The organism is Halomonas sp. ISL-56, from assembly GCF_018612805.1.
Taxonomy (GTDB): domain Bacteria; phylum Pseudomonadota; class Gammaproteobacteria; order Pseudomonadales; family Halomonadaceae; genus Vreelandella.
In genome coordinates this window covers 233,450-250,253 of record NZ_JAGGRO010000005.1, presented here as the reverse complement: position 1 = coordinate 250,253, position 16,804 = coordinate 233,450, and the positions used below count along the sequence as shown (strand labels likewise).

General features: G+C 56.2%; 15 protein-coding genes. 9 read left to right on the top strand and 6 right to left on the bottom strand.

Going from position 1 to position 16,804, the window contains the following annotated elements:
• Positions 1-5: 5 nt before the first annotated feature.
• The 5 genes from J7J49_RS04730 to csiR all read right to left on the bottom strand — a co-directional run bounded on the left by J7J49_RS04730 (position 6) and on the right by csiR (position 5,311).
• Positions 6-944, bottom strand: a complete 939-nt coding sequence (locus J7J49_RS04730; RefSeq protein WP_215090596.1) for a sensor domain-containing diguanylate cyclase — start codon at positions 942-944, stop codon at positions 6-8.
• Positions 931-1,740 carry an EAL domain-containing protein gene (locus J7J49_RS04725; RefSeq protein ID WP_215090594.1) on the bottom strand — a complete coding sequence of 270 codons (810 nt, stop codon included), beginning with the start codon at positions 1,738-1,740 and terminating at the stop codon, positions 931-933. The genes J7J49_RS04730 and J7J49_RS04725 overlap by 14 nt, the downstream gene beginning before the upstream one ends.
• A gap of 264 nt (positions 1,741-2,004) precedes the next feature.
• A complete protein-coding gene (locus J7J49_RS04720; protein ID WP_215090592.1) occupies positions 2,005-3,219 on the bottom strand; it encodes a CaiB/BaiF CoA transferase family protein in 1,215 nt (404 codons plus the stop codon).
• Positions 3,220-3,288: 69 nt separating this feature from the next.
• Positions 3,289-4,467, bottom strand: coding sequence for an acyl-CoA dehydrogenase (locus J7J49_RS04715; protein WP_215090590.1), 1,179 nt, complete (start codon positions 4,465-4,467; stop codon positions 3,289-3,291).
• A 124-nt stretch (positions 4,468-4,591) separates the two neighbouring features.
• A complete protein-coding gene (gene csiR / locus J7J49_RS04710) occupies positions 4,592-5,311 on the bottom strand; it encodes a DNA-binding transcriptional regulator CsiR (RefSeq protein WP_215090588.1) in 720 nt (239 codons plus the stop codon).
• 350 nt (positions 5,312-5,661) lie between these two features.
• Here csiR and J7J49_RS04705 point away from each other — a divergent pair, with 350 nt between their 5' ends.
• From J7J49_RS04705 to J7J49_RS04685, 5 genes are all read left to right on the top strand, one after another.
• A complete protein-coding gene (locus tag J7J49_RS04705; RefSeq protein ID WP_215090586.1) occupies positions 5,662-6,633 on the top strand; it encodes a TAXI family TRAP transporter solute-binding subunit in 972 nt (323 codons plus the stop codon).
• A 28-nt stretch (positions 6,634-6,661) separates the two neighbouring features.
• The gene (locus J7J49_RS04700; protein ID WP_215090584.1) at positions 6,662-7,174 is read left to right on the top strand and encodes a DUF1850 domain-containing protein; all 513 of its coding nucleotides are present in this window, start codon (positions 6,662-6,664) and stop codon (positions 7,172-7,174) included.
• A 32-nt stretch (positions 7,175-7,206) separates the two neighbouring features.
• Positions 7,207-9,225, top strand: a complete 2,019-nt coding sequence (locus J7J49_RS04695) for a TRAP transporter permease (protein ID WP_215090582.1) — start codon at positions 7,207-7,209, stop codon at positions 9,223-9,225.
• A 203-nt stretch (positions 9,226-9,428) separates the two neighbouring features.
• Complete coding sequence (locus J7J49_RS04690; protein ID WP_215090580.1) at positions 9,429-10,562, top strand: NADH:flavin oxidoreductase; 1,134 nt, start codon at positions 9,429-9,431, stop codon at positions 10,560-10,562.
• A gap of 121 nt (positions 10,563-10,683) precedes the next feature.
• The gene (locus tag J7J49_RS04685; protein WP_251040947.1) at positions 10,684-10,983 is read left to right on the top strand and encodes an ArsR/SmtB family transcription factor; all 300 of its coding nucleotides are present in this window, start codon (positions 10,684-10,686) and stop codon (positions 10,981-10,983) included.
• Between the two features lie 116 nt (positions 10,984-11,099).
• Here J7J49_RS04685 and J7J49_RS04680 read toward each other — a convergent pair whose 3' ends face one another.
• A complete protein-coding gene (locus tag J7J49_RS04680; RefSeq protein ID WP_215090576.1) occupies positions 11,100-13,625 on the bottom strand; it encodes a penicillin-binding protein 1A in 2,526 nt (841 codons plus the stop codon).
• Positions 13,626-13,828: 203 nt separating this feature from the next.
• Here J7J49_RS04680 and pilM point away from each other — a divergent pair, with 203 nt between their 5' ends.
• The 4 genes from pilM (at position 13,829) to J7J49_RS04660 (ending at position 16,801) form a co-directional block, all read left to right on the top strand.
• The gene (gene pilM, locus J7J49_RS04675) at positions 13,829-14,890 is read left to right on the top strand and encodes a type IV pilus assembly protein PilM (protein WP_215090575.1); all 1,062 of its coding nucleotides are present in this window, start codon (positions 13,829-13,831) and stop codon (positions 14,888-14,890) included.
• A 122-nt stretch (positions 14,891-15,012) separates the two neighbouring features.
• Positions 15,013-15,585, top strand: coding sequence for a PilN domain-containing protein (locus J7J49_RS04670; RefSeq protein WP_215090573.1), 573 nt, complete (start codon positions 15,013-15,015; stop codon positions 15,583-15,585).
• Positions 15,582-16,241 (top strand): type IV pilus inner membrane component PilO, encoded by a 660-nt coding sequence (locus J7J49_RS04665; RefSeq protein ID WP_215090571.1) that lies wholly within the window; start codon positions 15,582-15,584, stop codon positions 16,239-16,241. Before J7J49_RS04670 ends, J7J49_RS04665 begins: the two co-directional genes overlap by 4 nt.
• Positions 16,238-16,801 carry a pilus assembly protein PilP gene (locus J7J49_RS04660; RefSeq protein WP_215090569.1) on the top strand — a complete coding sequence of 188 codons (564 nt, stop codon included), beginning with the start codon at positions 16,238-16,240 and terminating at the stop codon, positions 16,799-16,801. Before J7J49_RS04665 ends, J7J49_RS04660 begins: the two co-directional genes overlap by 4 nt.
• The last annotated feature ends 3 nt before the right edge of the window (positions 16,802-16,804 follow it).

The following is a 16,804-nucleotide window of genomic DNA, read 5'->3' as shown; positions in this document are numbered from 1 at the left end:
TTTGATTACATGGATGACGAGGCAATGACAACACGGTTACGCCCCGTCTGTTTAGCTTGGTACATCGCTTTGTCGGCACGATCAAGTAGCCGTGTTCCTGAAGCTTCAGCGTAGCTGGCGACCCCCGATGACAGCGTCACTGTTAATTGATGCTCGCTAAAGGTTTGTTGTGCGACGCTTTTGCGCACACGCTCCATACCTTGATAGGCCTCTTCGGCGTACACGCCCGGCATAATGATCAAAAATTCTTCACCGCCCAAGCGGATGTGTAAATCGGTGTCGCGCAGTACGCCACTCACTAAGGTGGTGATCTGCTTTAGAACGCTATCGCCCGAGTTGTGCCCATAGGTGTCGTTAATCGCTTTGAAGTTATCCAGGTCATACATGGCGATGCTGAAGGGGGTGCCATAGCGCTCGCAGCGCTTGATCTCTTCCTCTAAGCGCTGCAAACCCGCACGGCGATTGAGCAGCTCGGTTAGCTCATCGTGGTGGGCAAGATGATCCAGGCGTTCGTTGGCCTGCTTCAGCCGCTCTTCAAGCCGCTTGCGCTGGGTAATGTCGATAACAAAAGTGACTTTGCGCGGTTCGCCATCGTCAGCTTCAATGCGTGCAGCTTCGGCGATAACGGTGCGCATTTCGCCGCTTTTAACGACAACATCCCACTCTTGGCGCAGTTCCTGGTTCTCGCTGCCCCGCATGAATTCGTCATGCAGGGCCGATAAGATCGCCCGGTTCTCTTCGGGGACAACTTGGGTAAAGTGCTGCCCTAAAAGCTCTTCGGGCCGGTAGCCATAAAACTCACAGTAGGCGGGATTAACCATTTCAAAGTGGCCTGAAGGGGTAGTGATACAGATCCCGATCGGTGCCGCTTTGATAACGTTTTCGGTATTGCGCTTTGAGCGGTTAAAAAGCTGATAGAGCTTATCCGGGCTAATCTCTTTCATTCGCCGCTCCTGAACTACTTTCTGCTTCACTTTTTAAGCCCAATAATAGAGCAGTGATGTCGGCGCCCAAGGAGTTAATGGCGGGTTTGGCAAAATAGAAACCCTGCTGGCGAACAATCCCGGCGCGGGCCAGCCATAGAGCTTCGGCACGGGTTTCTACGCCTTCGGCAATCAGCGTCGTACCCAGTTCTTGCGCTAGTAATATAATCGCGTTTAACAGCGCTTGGCGGCGACAATCGCTATCGCAGTTCATCACGAGCTCACGGTCGATTTTGAGCTTGTCCGGCGTTAAATCGGTGAGTAAGTCCAAATTAGCGTAGCCATTGCCAAAGTCGTCAAGCGCCGTTTTAAAGCCCATGGAGCGGTATGCATCAATGATATTGCACAGGTGCTGCCGGTCGCGGACGCGCTCGGTTTCGGTGATCTCAAAAATTAGCCGATCGGTGGGCCAACCCACGCGCCTGGAAACGTCTAACGTTGCCTGGATACACGCTTCCGGTTCATAAACGGCGTTGGGCAAGAAATTGATCGAGAGGTCGGTTGGCATATCCAGTGCGCTGGCCATCTCTATTGCTTTCACCCGGCAGGCTTGGTCAAAGCGGTAAAGCAAATCATCCGTGACTTGTGAAATAACGCTCCACGCGGATTCGCCTTGTGCTCCGCGTACCAACGCTTCGTAGGTGACGACGCGAGCCAGCGATAAATCCACGATAGGCTGAAAGGCCATCGTGAATTCAAAAGGTAAGTCGCCTTCACAGCGCTTACAACTGCCATTAACGCGTGCGCACTGGCTCATAGCAGCTCCTGGGCATGGTGGTCGTGTGTTGCTGTTAATGCCATAACATTAGAAAGCATAATGCCTAAAGCCTAGATCGAAGCATTCAACGGTAATTAGTTTAGATGCTTATGTATGTTTTGTATAGGTGTTGTACAGCTATTCATTGTGAAGCACTAGCCAATTGCCCTTCGCCTGCTGACTCGCAACCCTGGCTGGCACTTAACGGCATAAAAAAAGCACCGGGTGAGGCGCTAAGGAGGGGAAACGTAATCCTTGGCGCTGCTAGATGATCCCGGCATTGCGCAGTGCTCTGCGCTGTTCGAGGGTAATGCCGAGCTCTTCTAGTACGCTTTCAGTATGCTGGCCTAAGTGGGGAGGCGCCGTGGTGGCACTTATTTGGGCGCCGTTAAAACGGATGGGGTTGGCGACAAGATCGACGTGGCCCGCTTGGTCGTGGGGCAGTGTCTGCTTGAGTCCGCGGGCTTTCACATGAGGGTCTTCAAACACCCGATCCAGCGTATTGATTGGCCCACAGGGCACGCCCACCGCTTCAAAGGCGGCTAGCCACTCATCCGTGCTGCGCTGGGCCAACGCCGCTTCCAACTGCGGTACGAGCAGAGCGCGGTTGTTAACTCTTGCGCCGTTGGTGGCAAAGCGAGGATCTTCCGCCAACGCCGGTAGCGAAAGCACCGCGCAAAAGCGTTTGAACTGCTCGTCGTTGCCGACAGCCATAATCATATGGCCATCCTGGGTAGCAAACGCCTGATAAGGCACGATATTGGGGTGGGCGTTACCCAGCCGCTGGGGCACATTGCCGGAGGTGAGGTAGTTGAGCGCCTGATTGGCGAGCACGCCCACCTGGACATCCATTAGTGCCATATCAATATGACAGCCCACGCCGCTATCACGACGCTGGTATAGTGCCGCCAGTACGGCATTGGCCGCATACAAACCGGTGAAAATGTCGGTGAACGCCACGCCGCTCTTTACCGGCCCGCCGCCAGGTTCGTCATCGGGCTTCCCGGTCAGGCTCATGATCCCGCCCATGGCCTGGATCATAAAGTCGTAACCGGCGCGGTGGGCGTAGGGGCTCTCCTGGCCAAAGCCGGTGATTGAGCAGTAAATCAGCTTGGGGTTTAACGCCTTCAAACTGGCGTAATCCAGGCCGTAGCGCTTCAGGCCACCGACCTTGAAGTTTTCGATCAGCACGTCGGACTGGGCGACGAGCTGTTTAATCACCGCTTGGCCTTCGGGCTTGGCCATATCGACGGTGACCGAACGTTTGCCGCGGTTAGCGCACAGGTAGTAAGCCGACTCTTCGCTACCCGCCAGCCAAGGAGGGCCCCAGTGGCGAGTATCATCGCCGCTACCGGGGCGCTCGACCTTAATCACATCCGCACCCATATCCGCGAGCATCTGACCACACCATGGCCCGGCCAGCACCCGGGAGATATCGAGTACTTTAATCCCGGCCAGTGGTTTGGTTAGCTCACTCATAGAGGCTTCCTTAATAAGTGGTAAGTGATCAAAGCGCAGTGGTTAAAACTAGTTATTAAAAGTCAGTTATTAAAAGAACGCCTGAATGCCCGTCTGCGCGCGACCTAGAATCAACGCATGCACATCGTGGGTGCCCTCGTAGGTATTCACCGACTCCAGGTTGACCATATGGCGAATGACGCCGTACTCGTCGGAAACGCCGTTGCCACCGTGCATGTCGCGGGACTGACGAGCGATATCCAGCGCTTTGCCGCAGTTGTTGCGCTTGATCAGCGAGACCATTTCCGGGGCCCAGTTGCCGCTATCCATTAGGCGACCTACCTGCAACGCTGCCTGTAAGCCCAGGGTGATCTCGGTCTGCATATCAGCAAGTTTTTTCTGGATCAGCTGGTTGGCCGCCAGCGGGCGGCCAAACTGCTTGCGATCCAGCGTGTATTGGCGTGCTGCGTGCCAGCAGAACTCTGCAGTGCCCATCACGCCCCAGGCGATGCCGTAGCGTGCTTTGTTTAAGCAGCCGAACGGGCCTTTCAAGCCACTGACGTTGGGCAGCAGGTTCTCTTCGGGGACGAAGGCGTTGTCCAGCACGATCTCACCGGTAATGGAGGCACGCAGCGAAACTTTGCCTTCGATTTTTGGGGTGGTGAAGCCTTCGGTGCCGCGCTCGACGATGAAGCCTTTGATTTGGTTGTCGTGAGCCGCTGACTTTGCCCATACCACCGCAATATCAGCAATTGGACTGTTGGTGATCCACATCTTGGCGCCGGTCAGGCGGTAGCCGCCGTCGACCTTTTCCGCCCGGGTAATCATGTTGCCGGGGTCAGAGCCGTGGTCGGGTTCGGTCAAGCCAAAACAGCCAACCATCTCGCCGCTGGCAAGCTTGGGCAGGAACTTCTGCTTCTGCTCTTCAGAGCCGTAGGTCTCGATGGGGTACATCACCAGCGAAGACTGCACGCTCATGGCGGAACGATAGCCGGAGTCAACGCGCTCTACTTCGCGGGCAATCAAACCGTAAGCAACGTGGTTAACGCCTGCGCCGCCGTACTCGGGGGATACGGTGGCACCCAGTAGGCCAAGCTCACCCATTTCAGTCATGATCTCGCGGTCAAAACGCTCTTCACGGAAGGCGGTCAGCACGCGGGGCTGAAGTTTTTCCTGACAGTAGTCGTAGGCGGCATCGCGAATCTGGCGCTCTTCATCGGTGAGCTGTTGTTCCAGAAGGAGCGGGTCGTCCCAGTTGAAATGCGTCATGGCGTGGTTTCCTAGGTTCGTGGGCAGGAATAGAGGCAAAGTAGCGTGCAGTCAATGTATCGCCGTTTTTATAAAATATCTACATTTTTTTAAAACGCAGAATTTAATCTACCCGCCGCAACGCTTAATTGATACCGCGCTCTTTCAACACGCGGGTAATAATCGGCACCGGGGTCATCAGATGGTCGCGCATTAAGCTGTCGGCTTCGGCGGTGTCGCGCGCCAGAATGACATCGACTAACGCAGCGTGCTCCTGGCGCTTGAGCTCCAACGCCTGGGGCGACATCACGGTTTCCTGCAGCCACAGGTGGCGGTAGCGCTCCACCTGATCAAACAGGGTGTTGCGCATTTGCAGCAGGTGAGGGGAGTTGCAGCCACTGGCAATGGCGGTATGAAAGGCTTTATGGCGCTGATCCCAGAGGTCGAGCAGGTCGTCGGGGGTGTTGACGTCGGTCACTTTGGCTAACCGATGGGCGGTGGCCAGCACCGTGGCTTCCCAGTCATCGTCGCCGCGCTCTATGGCGAGGCGCAGAATCAACCCTTCAAGCTGAGCCCGGGCGTCATAAATATCGTTAAGTTCGGCCAGCGACATTGGCGCTACCCGGTAACCCCGCTGGCTAATGGCGATGACCAGGCGGTCAGCGACCAGCTGTGAGAGCGCCTCCCGCAGCGGCCCGGTGCTGGCGCCGTACTGCTCTTTCAGGTGGCTCATTAACAGCTTCTGTTCAGGGGCGTAGCGGCCACGAATAATGTCATGCTTGAGCTGGCGGTAAGCGCTGATGGCCAGGTTCTGGCGCGGTGCGTCTTTCTCGCTACTATTTTCCTGCTTAAAACCGGGCTCCATCGGAGTGTGGCTCCTATCCTGAATCAATGACAAAGGTGGGGTGGGGAAAATTAACGGTCATTACCAGTAAATATTAACAATTTGGCATAGAGTAAGACATTTATGCGGTGTTTCGTTATTTTATACCGCCTAGGAGGTTAGCTCGGCCTTACCTGTCATGCAGCCATTGTTGAACGCGCAAAGGGGCTGATGCGCTGATAACGCCCTATTAGCATCTAACGCATTAGCCGTGCTAACTTCTCTTCCACCGCTTCTGGTTGCCAGTTGATGGCGAGCAGAAGCTGGAGGATTCAACACTTCCTTTATCGTCAACCATACCTATAAGTCCAAGCAGGACGGAGGAAACGCTCATGCGAACTCTACGCTCTCTATACACCACAGCCGCTGCCGCATCACTACTCGCAGTCGCGCTGCCAGCAAGCGCCCAACAACTCTCAATCGCCACCGGTGGTACGGGCGGCGTTTACTATCCAATCGGTGGTGGTTTCGCCGAAATGATCAACAATCATATCGAAGGCGCCCAGGCGACCGCCGAAGTCACCGGTGCCTCGGTTGAAAACATGGGCCTGATCATGCGCGGCGATGCGGATCTTGCCCTGGCACTGGCCGATACGGTCTATCAAGCCTACAACGGCACCGATGACTTTGAAGGTCGTCAGGTTGAAAACATCCGCGCGCTTGCCTCGGTTTACCCCAACGCGGTACAGCTGGTCACGCTGGCAGAGTCGGATATTGAAACGATTGCTGACTTGGCAGGCAAACGGGTCTCTGTGGGTGCACCCGGTAGCGGCACCGAGCTAAATGCTCGCGCTTTGCTGGAAGCCAATGGCATCAGCTATGACGACTTCACTCCTCAGCGTCTGAACTTCAACGAAACCGCTGACGCTATCCGTGATGGCGACATCGACGCCGGTTTCTGGAGCGTAGGGCCGCCGACCAGTTCGATTCTCAACCTGGCCGCAACCCGCGATATTCGCCTGATCGGCTTATCTGATGAAGAAGTGGCTAATGCTCAGGCGGAAGAGGAAGTCTTCGCCCCCTACGAGCTTGCCGCCGGTATGTATGACGGTATGGATGAAGCCGTGCAGACCCTAGGTATTCCCAACGTTCTCGTCGTTAACTCTGAGATGGACGAAGAGCTGGCTTACCAGTTAACCCAACTGCTGTTTGAAAACACCGATGAACTGATTGCGGTTCACCCGGCAGCTAACGACACCACCGTGAAGTTCACCATGGAATCAACCCCCGTACCGCTGCACCCGGGTGCAATACGCTACTTTGAAGAAGTCGGTGCTGATATCCCAGATCGTCTACGTCCGTAATCGTTAAAGTGCATTGAAGGATATTGCCATGCAGTGGCAGCAACGACTGGTGGCGCTACTCATTGCATGCTGTCCGTTCGCCGAAGTGGGGGCTTCCCCCGCTTCGGCGTCTGCGTTTATGCGCTTAGCCGTAGTGACCGAGCAGGGCGACATCCTGGTGGATAAAGCGGTGCCTGCTGGCGGTCGCTGGTGTATTAAGTGGCGGCACTCTGTTGAGCACTTTACGGTGTTGGACTGCTATCGTAATACAGAGGGCGTCATGCAACTGGAGCGTAGCCATCAACCCGATTTTGCCGCTGGGCTTGGGCACATCTTTGGCCGTGGTGAACAGGTCTCCGACGGTGAGGGCGGCTACTGGATTAATGCGATTAATGAGCCTGTCGCCAATAACCGCTATGTTTTAAGAGTAGGTTCACCCGCTGTTAATCACCGGGTGGTTTGGCCAGACGGTGAGCATGCGCCGGTGAGCCTAAGTGAGCATGCCGCTGGGCAACGCGTGACCATTCAGCTAACAGCTCCTCACGCGTCTCCGCGTGAATAAAAACGACATTAGTTAACGCTTCCGAGGACTTCATGAGCGAATCCAAGCAACCGTCGAGCGTGGTGCCGGGCGGTAATGTGATTCAACCCCGCATGGTGCTGTGGTCGATCACCATTGTGGCGGTGGGTCTTTCCCTGTTCCAACTCTATTCCGCCGGTATTCAGCCATTAGGGCTTTTTTATCAGCGCAGCATCCACCTCGCATTGATCATGATACTGGCATTTTTAATGTTTCCAGCCTTCGGCCCCACCCGTAAGCGTGGTGTATTGGGCTGGGGGCTTGATCTGGTGTTTTTTGCCGGTGCCATCCTCACCGGTGGTTACTTGGTGCTCAACCTGGATGAGATTTTTAGCCGTGCAGGGTTCTGGAATGACACCGATATTCTGGTTGCCTGTATTGCCACGGTGACGGTACTGGAAGCCAGCCGCCGCGCGGTGGGTTTTGGCATGACCGTGATCGGCCTATTGGCGATTGTTTACGCCTTTGCCGGGCCGCGGGGTGAACTGCCGTGGCTGGGTGAGTGGATGCCAGGCATTCTGGAGCACCGCGGCTACTCCATTGACCGGGTTGCTGGTCAGCTTTATCTGGGGCAAGAGGGCATCTTTGGCCTGCCACTAGGTGTCGCGGCCACCTATATCTTTATTTTTGTGCTGTTCGGCGCCTTTTTGGAGTGCACTGGGGCGGGCAAGTTCTTTATCGATATGGCCTATGCGGCGACCGGTCGCCAGCGCGGCGGCCCCGCCAAGGCGGCGGTATTAGCGTCGGCGGGCATGGGGTCGATTTCCGGCAGCGCGATTGCCAACGTAGTCACCACCGGCGCCTTTACCATTCCGTTGATGAAAAAACTTGGCTATAAAGCCAAGCAGGCAGGCGGTATCGAAGCCGCGGCCTCGACTGGCGGGCAGATTATGCCGCCGCTGATGGGGGCCGGGGCGTTCTTGATCGCTGAGTACACCAATACGCCGTACCTGGATATCGTCAAAGTCAGCATCCTGCCGGCGATTATGTATTTCGCCACGGTCTATCTGTTCGTCCATATCATTGCACTTAAGCAAGGTATGCAGGGCCTGCCCAAAGACGAGTTGCCGCAGATGCGCCAAGTTATGAAAGATGGCTGGCACTTCCTGCTGCCGCTGGCCGTGCTGGTGTGGCTGTTGGCGATGAGCATGTCGCCCATGCGGGTTGGCTACTACGCAGTAGTCACCATCTTGGCAGTGGCGGTATTGCGCTATGTGTTGTGGTTCTTCTTTGTGGCGCCCAGGCAGGGGCAGCCGGTGACCGCGACGGCCGTTAAAGACGTGGTGCGCGCAGGCTTTGCCAAGCTAATCGAAGGCTTGGAGTTAGGTGCTCGCAATGCGGTAGCCGTTTCCATGGCCTGTGCGGTGGCTGGGATTATTGTTGGCGTGGTCGGGTTGACTGGTTTGGGGCTTAAGTTCTCTTCCATGATGCTGGCTTTCTCCGGCGGCAACCTGGTGTTGGCGCTGGTGATGGTGCTGTTGGCAAGCCTGGTGCTGGGCATGGGGCTTCCGGTTACCGCCAGCTATATCGTGCTTATCGTACTTGTTGGTCCTGCGCTTACCGCTGAGTTTGGTGTGCCGCTACTGGTCGCGCACCTGGTGGTGTTCTGGTACTCCCAGGACTCTAACGTGACGCCGCCCATCGCCCTGGCAGGCTTTGCCGGGGCGGCGATTGCCGGCAGTAAACCGATGGAAACCAGTTTCCAGGCGTGGAAATTTGCTAAAGGTCTCTACTTAATTCCGCTGTTTATGGTCTTCAATCCCGAAATCATCATTGGTGGCCCAGTGCCGGTGGTGATCTGGAACGGGGTGATCGCCATTCTGGCGCTGGGTGCCTTTGCCGCGGCGCTGGAGGGCTATCTGTTTACCAAAATGTCGTGGCTACCGCGCATCGCGATAACCGCTGCGATCTTTGGTGTGTTCTATCCCAACCTGATGACTGAAATTGCCGGTGTGGCGGTCATGATTGTCGCTATTGTTGCGAACTGGCTGGCCAGCAAGCGTGAAGTGCATTCGACGCCCGTTAGTGGTTAAACATGAGGCAACCAATCGGTAGCTCGTAGCCAATCGATAGCCATTAACCAGTCGATAGCCAGTAACAAGAAGGCCCGGAGAGACGATCTCCGGGCCTTTTACTTTTAACACTTCGGGACGCACTGCGAGCGGCTAAGTCTTGTCATCTATGCCATCACTATGTTTATATATATTGATATATCTCTATATATAAAGGAGCGAACATGACAACATCTGCACAGGCGCTGGCTGCCCCCCTTTTTGAATCTTTCACAATGGGGCCTATGACACTGAATAACCGTATCGTAATGGCACCCATGACGCGAAATCATTCGCCTGGTGGCGTCCCGGGCGACGACGTGGCGGCCTACTATAAAAGCCGCGCTGCGGGCGGCGTGGGGCTGATTATTACCGAAGGCACCTATATCGATCACCCTGGAGCCAATGGCTACCCAGGCGTGCCGGCCTTCCATGGCACGCAGGCGTTGGAAGGTTGGCAGCGTGTGGTGGAAGGCGTTCACGCCGCCGGTGGCAAGATAGTACCTCAGCTGTGGCACGTGGGTCGTGAACGTCGCCCAGGCGTCGAACCAGATGCCAGCGCGCCCGGCTTTGGCCCGATGAGCGTTGTGGAAGACGGCGTCGAAGTGGTGCAGGCGATGACCGAAGACGACATCCAGGAAGTGGCAGCCTCCTTTGCCCGCGCTGCGCTCGATGCACAGCGAATTGGCTTTGACGGTATTGAACTGCATGGTGCCCATGGCTATCTGATTGATCAGTTCCTATGGCCCGAAAGCAATCAACGCACCGATGCCTATGGAGGCAGTCCTGAAAACCGCCTGCGCTTCCCACGCTTGATCGTGCGCACTGTACGCGAAGCGGTTGGGCCCGACTTTCCGATTATTTTCCGCTTCTCTCAGTGGAAGCTCTCTGACTACGACGCCATCATCGCCGAAACCCCCGAAGCGCTGGGCGATATTCTTAAGCCACTGGCCCAGGAAGGGGTAGATATCTTTCACGCCAGCACGCGACGCATCTGGAAGGCAGGCTTTGAAGGCAGTAGTAAAACCCTGGCGACTTGGACACGCGAACTGACCGGCAAACCAGTGATTGCAGTCGGCAGTGTGGGGCTGGATAAGACTTTCCGCACCGGACATTTCACTCGAACGGAAGACCCCACTTCCAAAAGCCGCGTCAATGTAGAAGAGCTGGCCACGTGGCGTTCAAACGGCGATTTCGATCTGATCGCCATTGGCCGCGCGCTGCTATCTGACCCGCAGTGGGCCAACAAGGTACGCGATGGGCATCTTGAGGCATTAACGGACTTTGATCGAAGCGCACTCGATACGCTCGTAAGCTGAAGTCCTCGTGCGTTAAAAATCTAGCTAAACCATGCGGCGTTGATGCACCCTAGGCAGGCAGTCTCGGCAGCCTGCCTGTGAACGCGTATACTGATCAGGCCATTAACGAGCGGCTGTGATCATGGATATAAATACCGTTTTAAGCGCACTGGCCAATCCAGTGCGCCTCGACATCTTATCCTGGCTGAAAGAGCCGGAGCGTCATTTCCCTGCGCAGAAGGACACCGCGCCCCAGGGCGGTATCTGTGTCAGTCATATTTGCGAAAAAACTGGCCTTTCTCAGCCGACCATCTCGCTTTATCTCTCGACGCTCTCGCGCGCAGGTCTGGTTACCTCGACACGCGTTGGCCAGTGGACTTACTACCGCTATGAGCGCGAAGTGGGCGAAACATTTTTGCGAGCATTAGGTGCGCGATTATAAATTGGCTGCGCGATTATAAATTGGGCGAGCGGTTATAAAAAGGTAGGGGAGGTTAAACGCAAAAGGCCCGGCATAATCGCCGGGCCTTTTAGTTGGTGGGCTACGAGAGGCCTGAGTTAGAAGATCGACTCAGCGGTGCCTGACCCCTGGGAGCCACTGGCTTCCTCCAGCTCGCGGCTGATACGGCGCTGCTGATAATCAGGCAAGTGATCCTGATGGAACAGCTCGGTAATCCCGCCAGATTGGCCGTCCGCTAAGCGTTGGCCTGTGTCCGGATCCACGCGAGCGGTGACAATCGTCGCTGGGCGATCGGGTATGGCGCTAGGCGTACCTTCCAGGGCATCCCCCATAAACGCTATCCAGATAGGCAGCGCGGCATTGGCGCCATACTCGGCAATGGTCTCGTTGCTGTCCTTACCCACCCAGACCGTGGTCACCAGGTTGCTATTAAAGCCCGCAAACCAAGCGTCACGCTGACTGTTGGTGGTGCCGGTCTTGCCGACGATATCATCCCGGTTAAGGCTTAATGCGCCGCGGCCGGTGCCCGAGGTAATAACGTCACGCAGCATATCGCGCAGGATATACACAGCCGCTGGGTCGGCGACCCGTTTGGCGATCGGGTATTCACGGCCATCGATTTCCACTGTCTCCTGGCCTTCGGCACAGCTAGGGCAGGCAACCGAAGGAGTGGCTTCATCGATCACTTCGTTATCATCGTTACGGGTTACCCGCTCAATAAACCAAGGCGACACCTGGAACCCGCCATTGGCGAGAACCGCATAGGCGTTGGTCATCTCCATCGGCGTTAAGCTCGCGCTGCCTAGCGCTAACGATAAGCCACGAGGAAGCTGGGCGGGAGAGAAACCGAAGCCTTCCAAAAAGTTAATCGTGTAATCCAGGCCCATGGTCTGGAGTACGCGGATAGTGACCAGGTTGCGCGAACGGGCGAGGGCCGGACGTAAACGCATAGGGCCCTGGAAATCGCGGCTAGAGTTGACCGGCCGCCACAGCGAGTTGCTGCCGTCGTCAAGTACCACGGGCGAATCGTTAACCACACTGGCGGCGTTCATCTCCCCATCTTCAAGAGCTGCTAAGTAAATAAACGGTTTGAAGATTGAGCCTGACTGGCGCCGCGCTTGTACCGCACGGTTGAACTTACTGGCGTTAAAGTCGAAGCCGCCTTGGAGAGCCAGGATAGCGCCAGTTTGCGGATCTTGAGCGACCAGCGAACCTTCTGCGTCTGGCTGTTGAGAGAGGCGTAGCGAGCCATCTTCATTCTCAATGATGCGCACCATATCGCCGCGTACGGCAATGGCTTCCGCCGAACTGGGCTCGGCGCCACGGCTACGCGGGCTCAGGTAAGGGCGTGCCCAGCTCAAGCCTTCCCAGCCAATGGTTTGAAGACCGTCGTCGCGGGTCAGTACCTGCATTTCACGGCCACTGCTCGCTACCACGATGGCGGGCTGGAGCAGGCCATAGTTGGGTGTTCGCTCAAGCACCTGAACCCAGTTGCTAACGTCGCCATCGATGCCTTCGACTTCTGTCTGGCTGCGTTGAGCGGCTTGACGCGCGGTCTGGCGAATCTCGGGTGACTCGGAAAGCTCCTCTTCGAGGCCTTGGGTCGCGGTTTGCTCCTGGGCTTCGAGGAGACTGGCAGCTATCTCACGCTGTTCCGGCCCGCGCCAGCCATGGCGTAGATCGTAGGCCGTTAGTCCATTAGCCAGCGCTTGGCGGGCAAAGGGCTGCAGTTCGCTATTAATGGTGGTGTAAACCCGATAGCCGCCGGTGTAAGCCTCATCGCCAAAGCGCTCCACCGCATACTGGCGCGCCATCTCGGAGACATAGGCTGCATCGACCTCGGCTTGGGTGTAGTGACGACGGGCGGTGACGGGTTCCTGAACGGCCGCTTGATAGGTGGCGTCGTCGATATGCCCTAGCTCGCGCATACGGAATAGAATCCAGTTGCGACGAATCAGCGACCGCTCGGAGTTAGCCAGCGGATTAAAGGCAGAGGGGGCCTTGGGTAGCCCGGCAATCATGGCGGTTTGCGCCAGACTAAGCTCGGCGAGCGGTTTGTCATAATAGGTTTCGGCGGCAGCAGCGATACCGTAGGCACGATTGCCCAGGAAAATCTTGTTCACGTAAAGCTCGAAGATTTCCTCTTTATCGAGTATCTGCTCCATTTGCAGCGCCAGCAGGATTTCACGAATTTTACGTGTAAACGTCTGATCCAGCGTCAGCATATAGTTACGCGCGACCTGCATGGTGATCGTCGAGCCGCCGGATTGAATATCGCCACTCATCGTCAGTTGAACCATCGCCCGTGCCAAACCACGGGGGTCGACACCGGCATGGTCGAAATAGCTGGCATCCTCGGCGGCGGTCAAGGCGTTGATCATATCCTGGGGAATTTCATCAAAGTTGATCGCCATGCGGCGCTCTTCACCAAACTCGCCAATCAATTTGCCGTCTTGGGTGAAAATTCGCAGCGGGGTGCTGAGTTCGAAATCCTGCAGTTGGCGAACGTCGGGCAGCCCGGGGGCGAAGTAAATGGCGGCACCAATCACGGCTAACGCACTTGCACCGACCAACGACACTATGAGGGAAAACAGCGACACAATAAGGGTTCGAAGAAACGTCATGTACGGAGAGCACCCTGGGAAGAATAAAAAGATCGGCATCTAAACGGCCGTATCATGCAATTGGCAGCCATTATAGGAACCTGAGGCGGCGGCCACCAGTGTTGATATGCGCTAAGTTGCTTCGCGTGAGACGAAACTAAAAATCATGTAACCTCAAACGCATCTGATAAACGGTCGACAATCAGGCGGAGTCGAACCCCAATATGCGCTTTCTGAAATCCGGTAAAGGGTTGATCGGCGTCGATATTACCTCGGCGACCGTCAAGCTGCTTGAGCTCAAACAGTGCCACGATAATTACCAAGTAGAAAACTATGCCGTGCGCCCCCTGCGCGAAGGTGTGGTCGTGGAACGGCGTATCCGTGATATTGATGATGTCGCCAGTGTACTTCGCCGTGCGGTGGAGCATGCCAAGCCCTCTACCCGCAAAGCGGCGGTGGCCGTTCCCGCCAGTGCGGCGATTACCAAAACGCTGAGCTTCCCCATCGGGTTGAGTGAAGAAGAGATCGAAGAGCGTATCGTGGCGGAGTCAGACCGCCATATTCCGTTTCCGTTCAATGAAGTGGCGTTTGATTTTAAGTGCCTAGGCCACGCGCCCTTTGACGATGAGCAACAGCAGGTAGTGCTGGTTGCCTGCCGGCAGCAGGATGTGATCCAGCTCACCGACACGCTGGAGCGGGCGGGCTTAGAACCCGTGGCAGTGGACGTGGAATCCTTTGCCATGGAGCGTTCGCTAGCGGAATTGCGTCGCCAGCTAAACGTAGAGAATGACCCCACTGACTGCGTCGGATTGGTGGATATTGGCGCCAATATGAATGTCTTCCACGTCGTCCGTGACGGGCATATCGTCTATACCCGCGACACAATGTTTGGCGGTCGTCAGCTCACCGTTGCCATTCGCGACCGCTACAACTTAAGCATGGAGGAAGCGGGCTTTGCCAAAAAGCGCGGTGGGCTACCCGATGATTACCATGAGCAGGTGCTCAACCCTTTTCTGGAAACCGTCGTGCAGCAGGTGGGGCGTTCCCTGCAGCTCTACTACACTGCCGGACGCCAGCAAGAGGTAAAACACATTGTACTGGCGGGTGGTTCGAGCGTGATTCCCGGGCTTGCCGAGCGCATTGCTGAAGATAGTGGCATGTCGGTGACCATTGCCAACCCCTTCCAGTGTATGCAAGTTAATAAACGCTTAAACCTCCAAACCTTGACCAACGATGCCCCGGCAATGCTCACCGCGGGTGGCTTGGCTATGAGGGTGAGTCAATGAGCGTTAGCCAGTGAGAGTTAATCAGTGAGAGTTAGTCAGTGAGAGTTAGTCAGTGAGAGTTAGCCAGTGAGAGTTAGCCAGTGAGAGTTAGCCAGTGAGAATTAGTCAGTGAGATTTAACCAATGAGCATAAACATTAATCTGCTGCCCTGGCGGGAAGCGCAGCGTGAGCGGCGAACGCGCAAATTCTACCTTGTGGTAGCTTCCATGCTGGTACTTGGCGTGGTGGTTGGTCTGCTGATATCACAGCTCTACCAGCTTAAGTTAGCAGCCCAGCAGCAGCGTAATGCCACTATCAGCGACCATATTGAGCGTCTTCATGCCGATATCGATGGCATTTCACGTTATGCCAGCGATGCCGAGCGTTTAGGCGAGCAGATCGCAGTATTCCAGTCGTTGCAGTCAGAACGAACGGATGCCGTACAGCTATTTAACGACGTGGCGGCGAGTGTGGCGAATGGTGTTATTTATCAACGCTTAGCAAAAAATGGTGACCGCGTGAGCGTTACCGCGGTGGCGGACGGTGAGCGTCAGGTTTCCGAACAACTGCGCCGTATTACCGCGCTGCCGAGTTTAGGCGTGCCTGCGCTCTCGGCAGTAGAGAGTGATCAAAACGGCTTAGGCCGTGTGTTTCGTTTTGATGTGGAACAGACCACTGCAGCGCTTCTACAAGGCGTAGAGGAGGCGCTTCCATGACGCTTAACCGCGAACAGTGGGCTATCGAGTGGCAGCGCCTGCGCGATGCTGACTGGCGGGATTTAGACGTCAAAGAGGCTGGCAGCTGGCCGTGTTTATTAAGGGTGTTGAGCTGCTGTCTGGCGCTGCTAGCCGCACTAAGTGTCATGATGTGGTTAGTGGTGTGCGAACAGCGCGAAGCTTTGATGGCCGCCCAGCGCCAAGAAGTCAGGCTGCTGAGCGAATACCGCAGTAAAGCCTCGCAAGCGGCCTTCCTGCCGGAAATGCGCGAGCAGTTGGCGATTCTGGAAGGTCAACTGGGGCGTTTGCGTACCATGCTGCCCACCGATGCAGAGATTCCCTCGCTGTTTGATAGCATTATCGATGCCGCTGTTGATAATCACCTGACCATTGAAACGATACGGCTGCGTCCAACGCAAACCCAGTCCCACTATATCGAGCAGCCGCTGGATATACAGGTGCGCGGCGGCTATCACCAATTGGCGCGTTTTAGTGCCGATATTGCCGCGCTGCCGCGCATGGTGACCCAGCACGATTTTACCTTGGCGCCCGTTGATGGTCGTGGCGACACGCTGCGCCTTTCGTTGCTCGCGCGCACCTACCGCTATGTGGAGGAGGGCGACCAACCGCTCCCTGAGGGGGCGGATAGGCCATGAGGACTAAACAGATACCACTGTTGGCGGTAAAGATACCGTCGGTTCTCACGTTTGTGACCTCAGCGGCGTTACTCACAGGCTGTGCAGACGCGGACCTGGTGCAGCTTGAAGAGACACTGGCCGATATTCGCCAATCTCCAGGCGGCCAGCCGCCGGTCATGGCCATCGCACTGCCCGCAAGCCAGGATTTGGCCTATTTATATAGCGACGGGCGTAGCCCCTTTTTGCCCCCTGACGCAATTATTCAGGGTGGCGCTGAACGTGGTGAGGGCGCCCTCGCACCTGACCTACAGCGCGCCCCGGAGCCGCTGGAGCGCTTCTCGCTGCACGAGCTGCGATTGGTCGGTACCCTGCGTATGGGAGGACGCCAGGTGGCATTGATTGCCTCACCAGATGGTAGTGTGACGAGCGTGAAAAAGGGCAACTATATGGGCAGCGACTATGGGCGTATCGCTCAGATCAGCGCCCAGGAAATACGCGTTACCGAGCGGGTGTTTACCCCTCGTGAAGGGTGGCAGGAGCGGCAAGTGTCGCTAGTTATCAATGAAAATAACGAGTAAGCG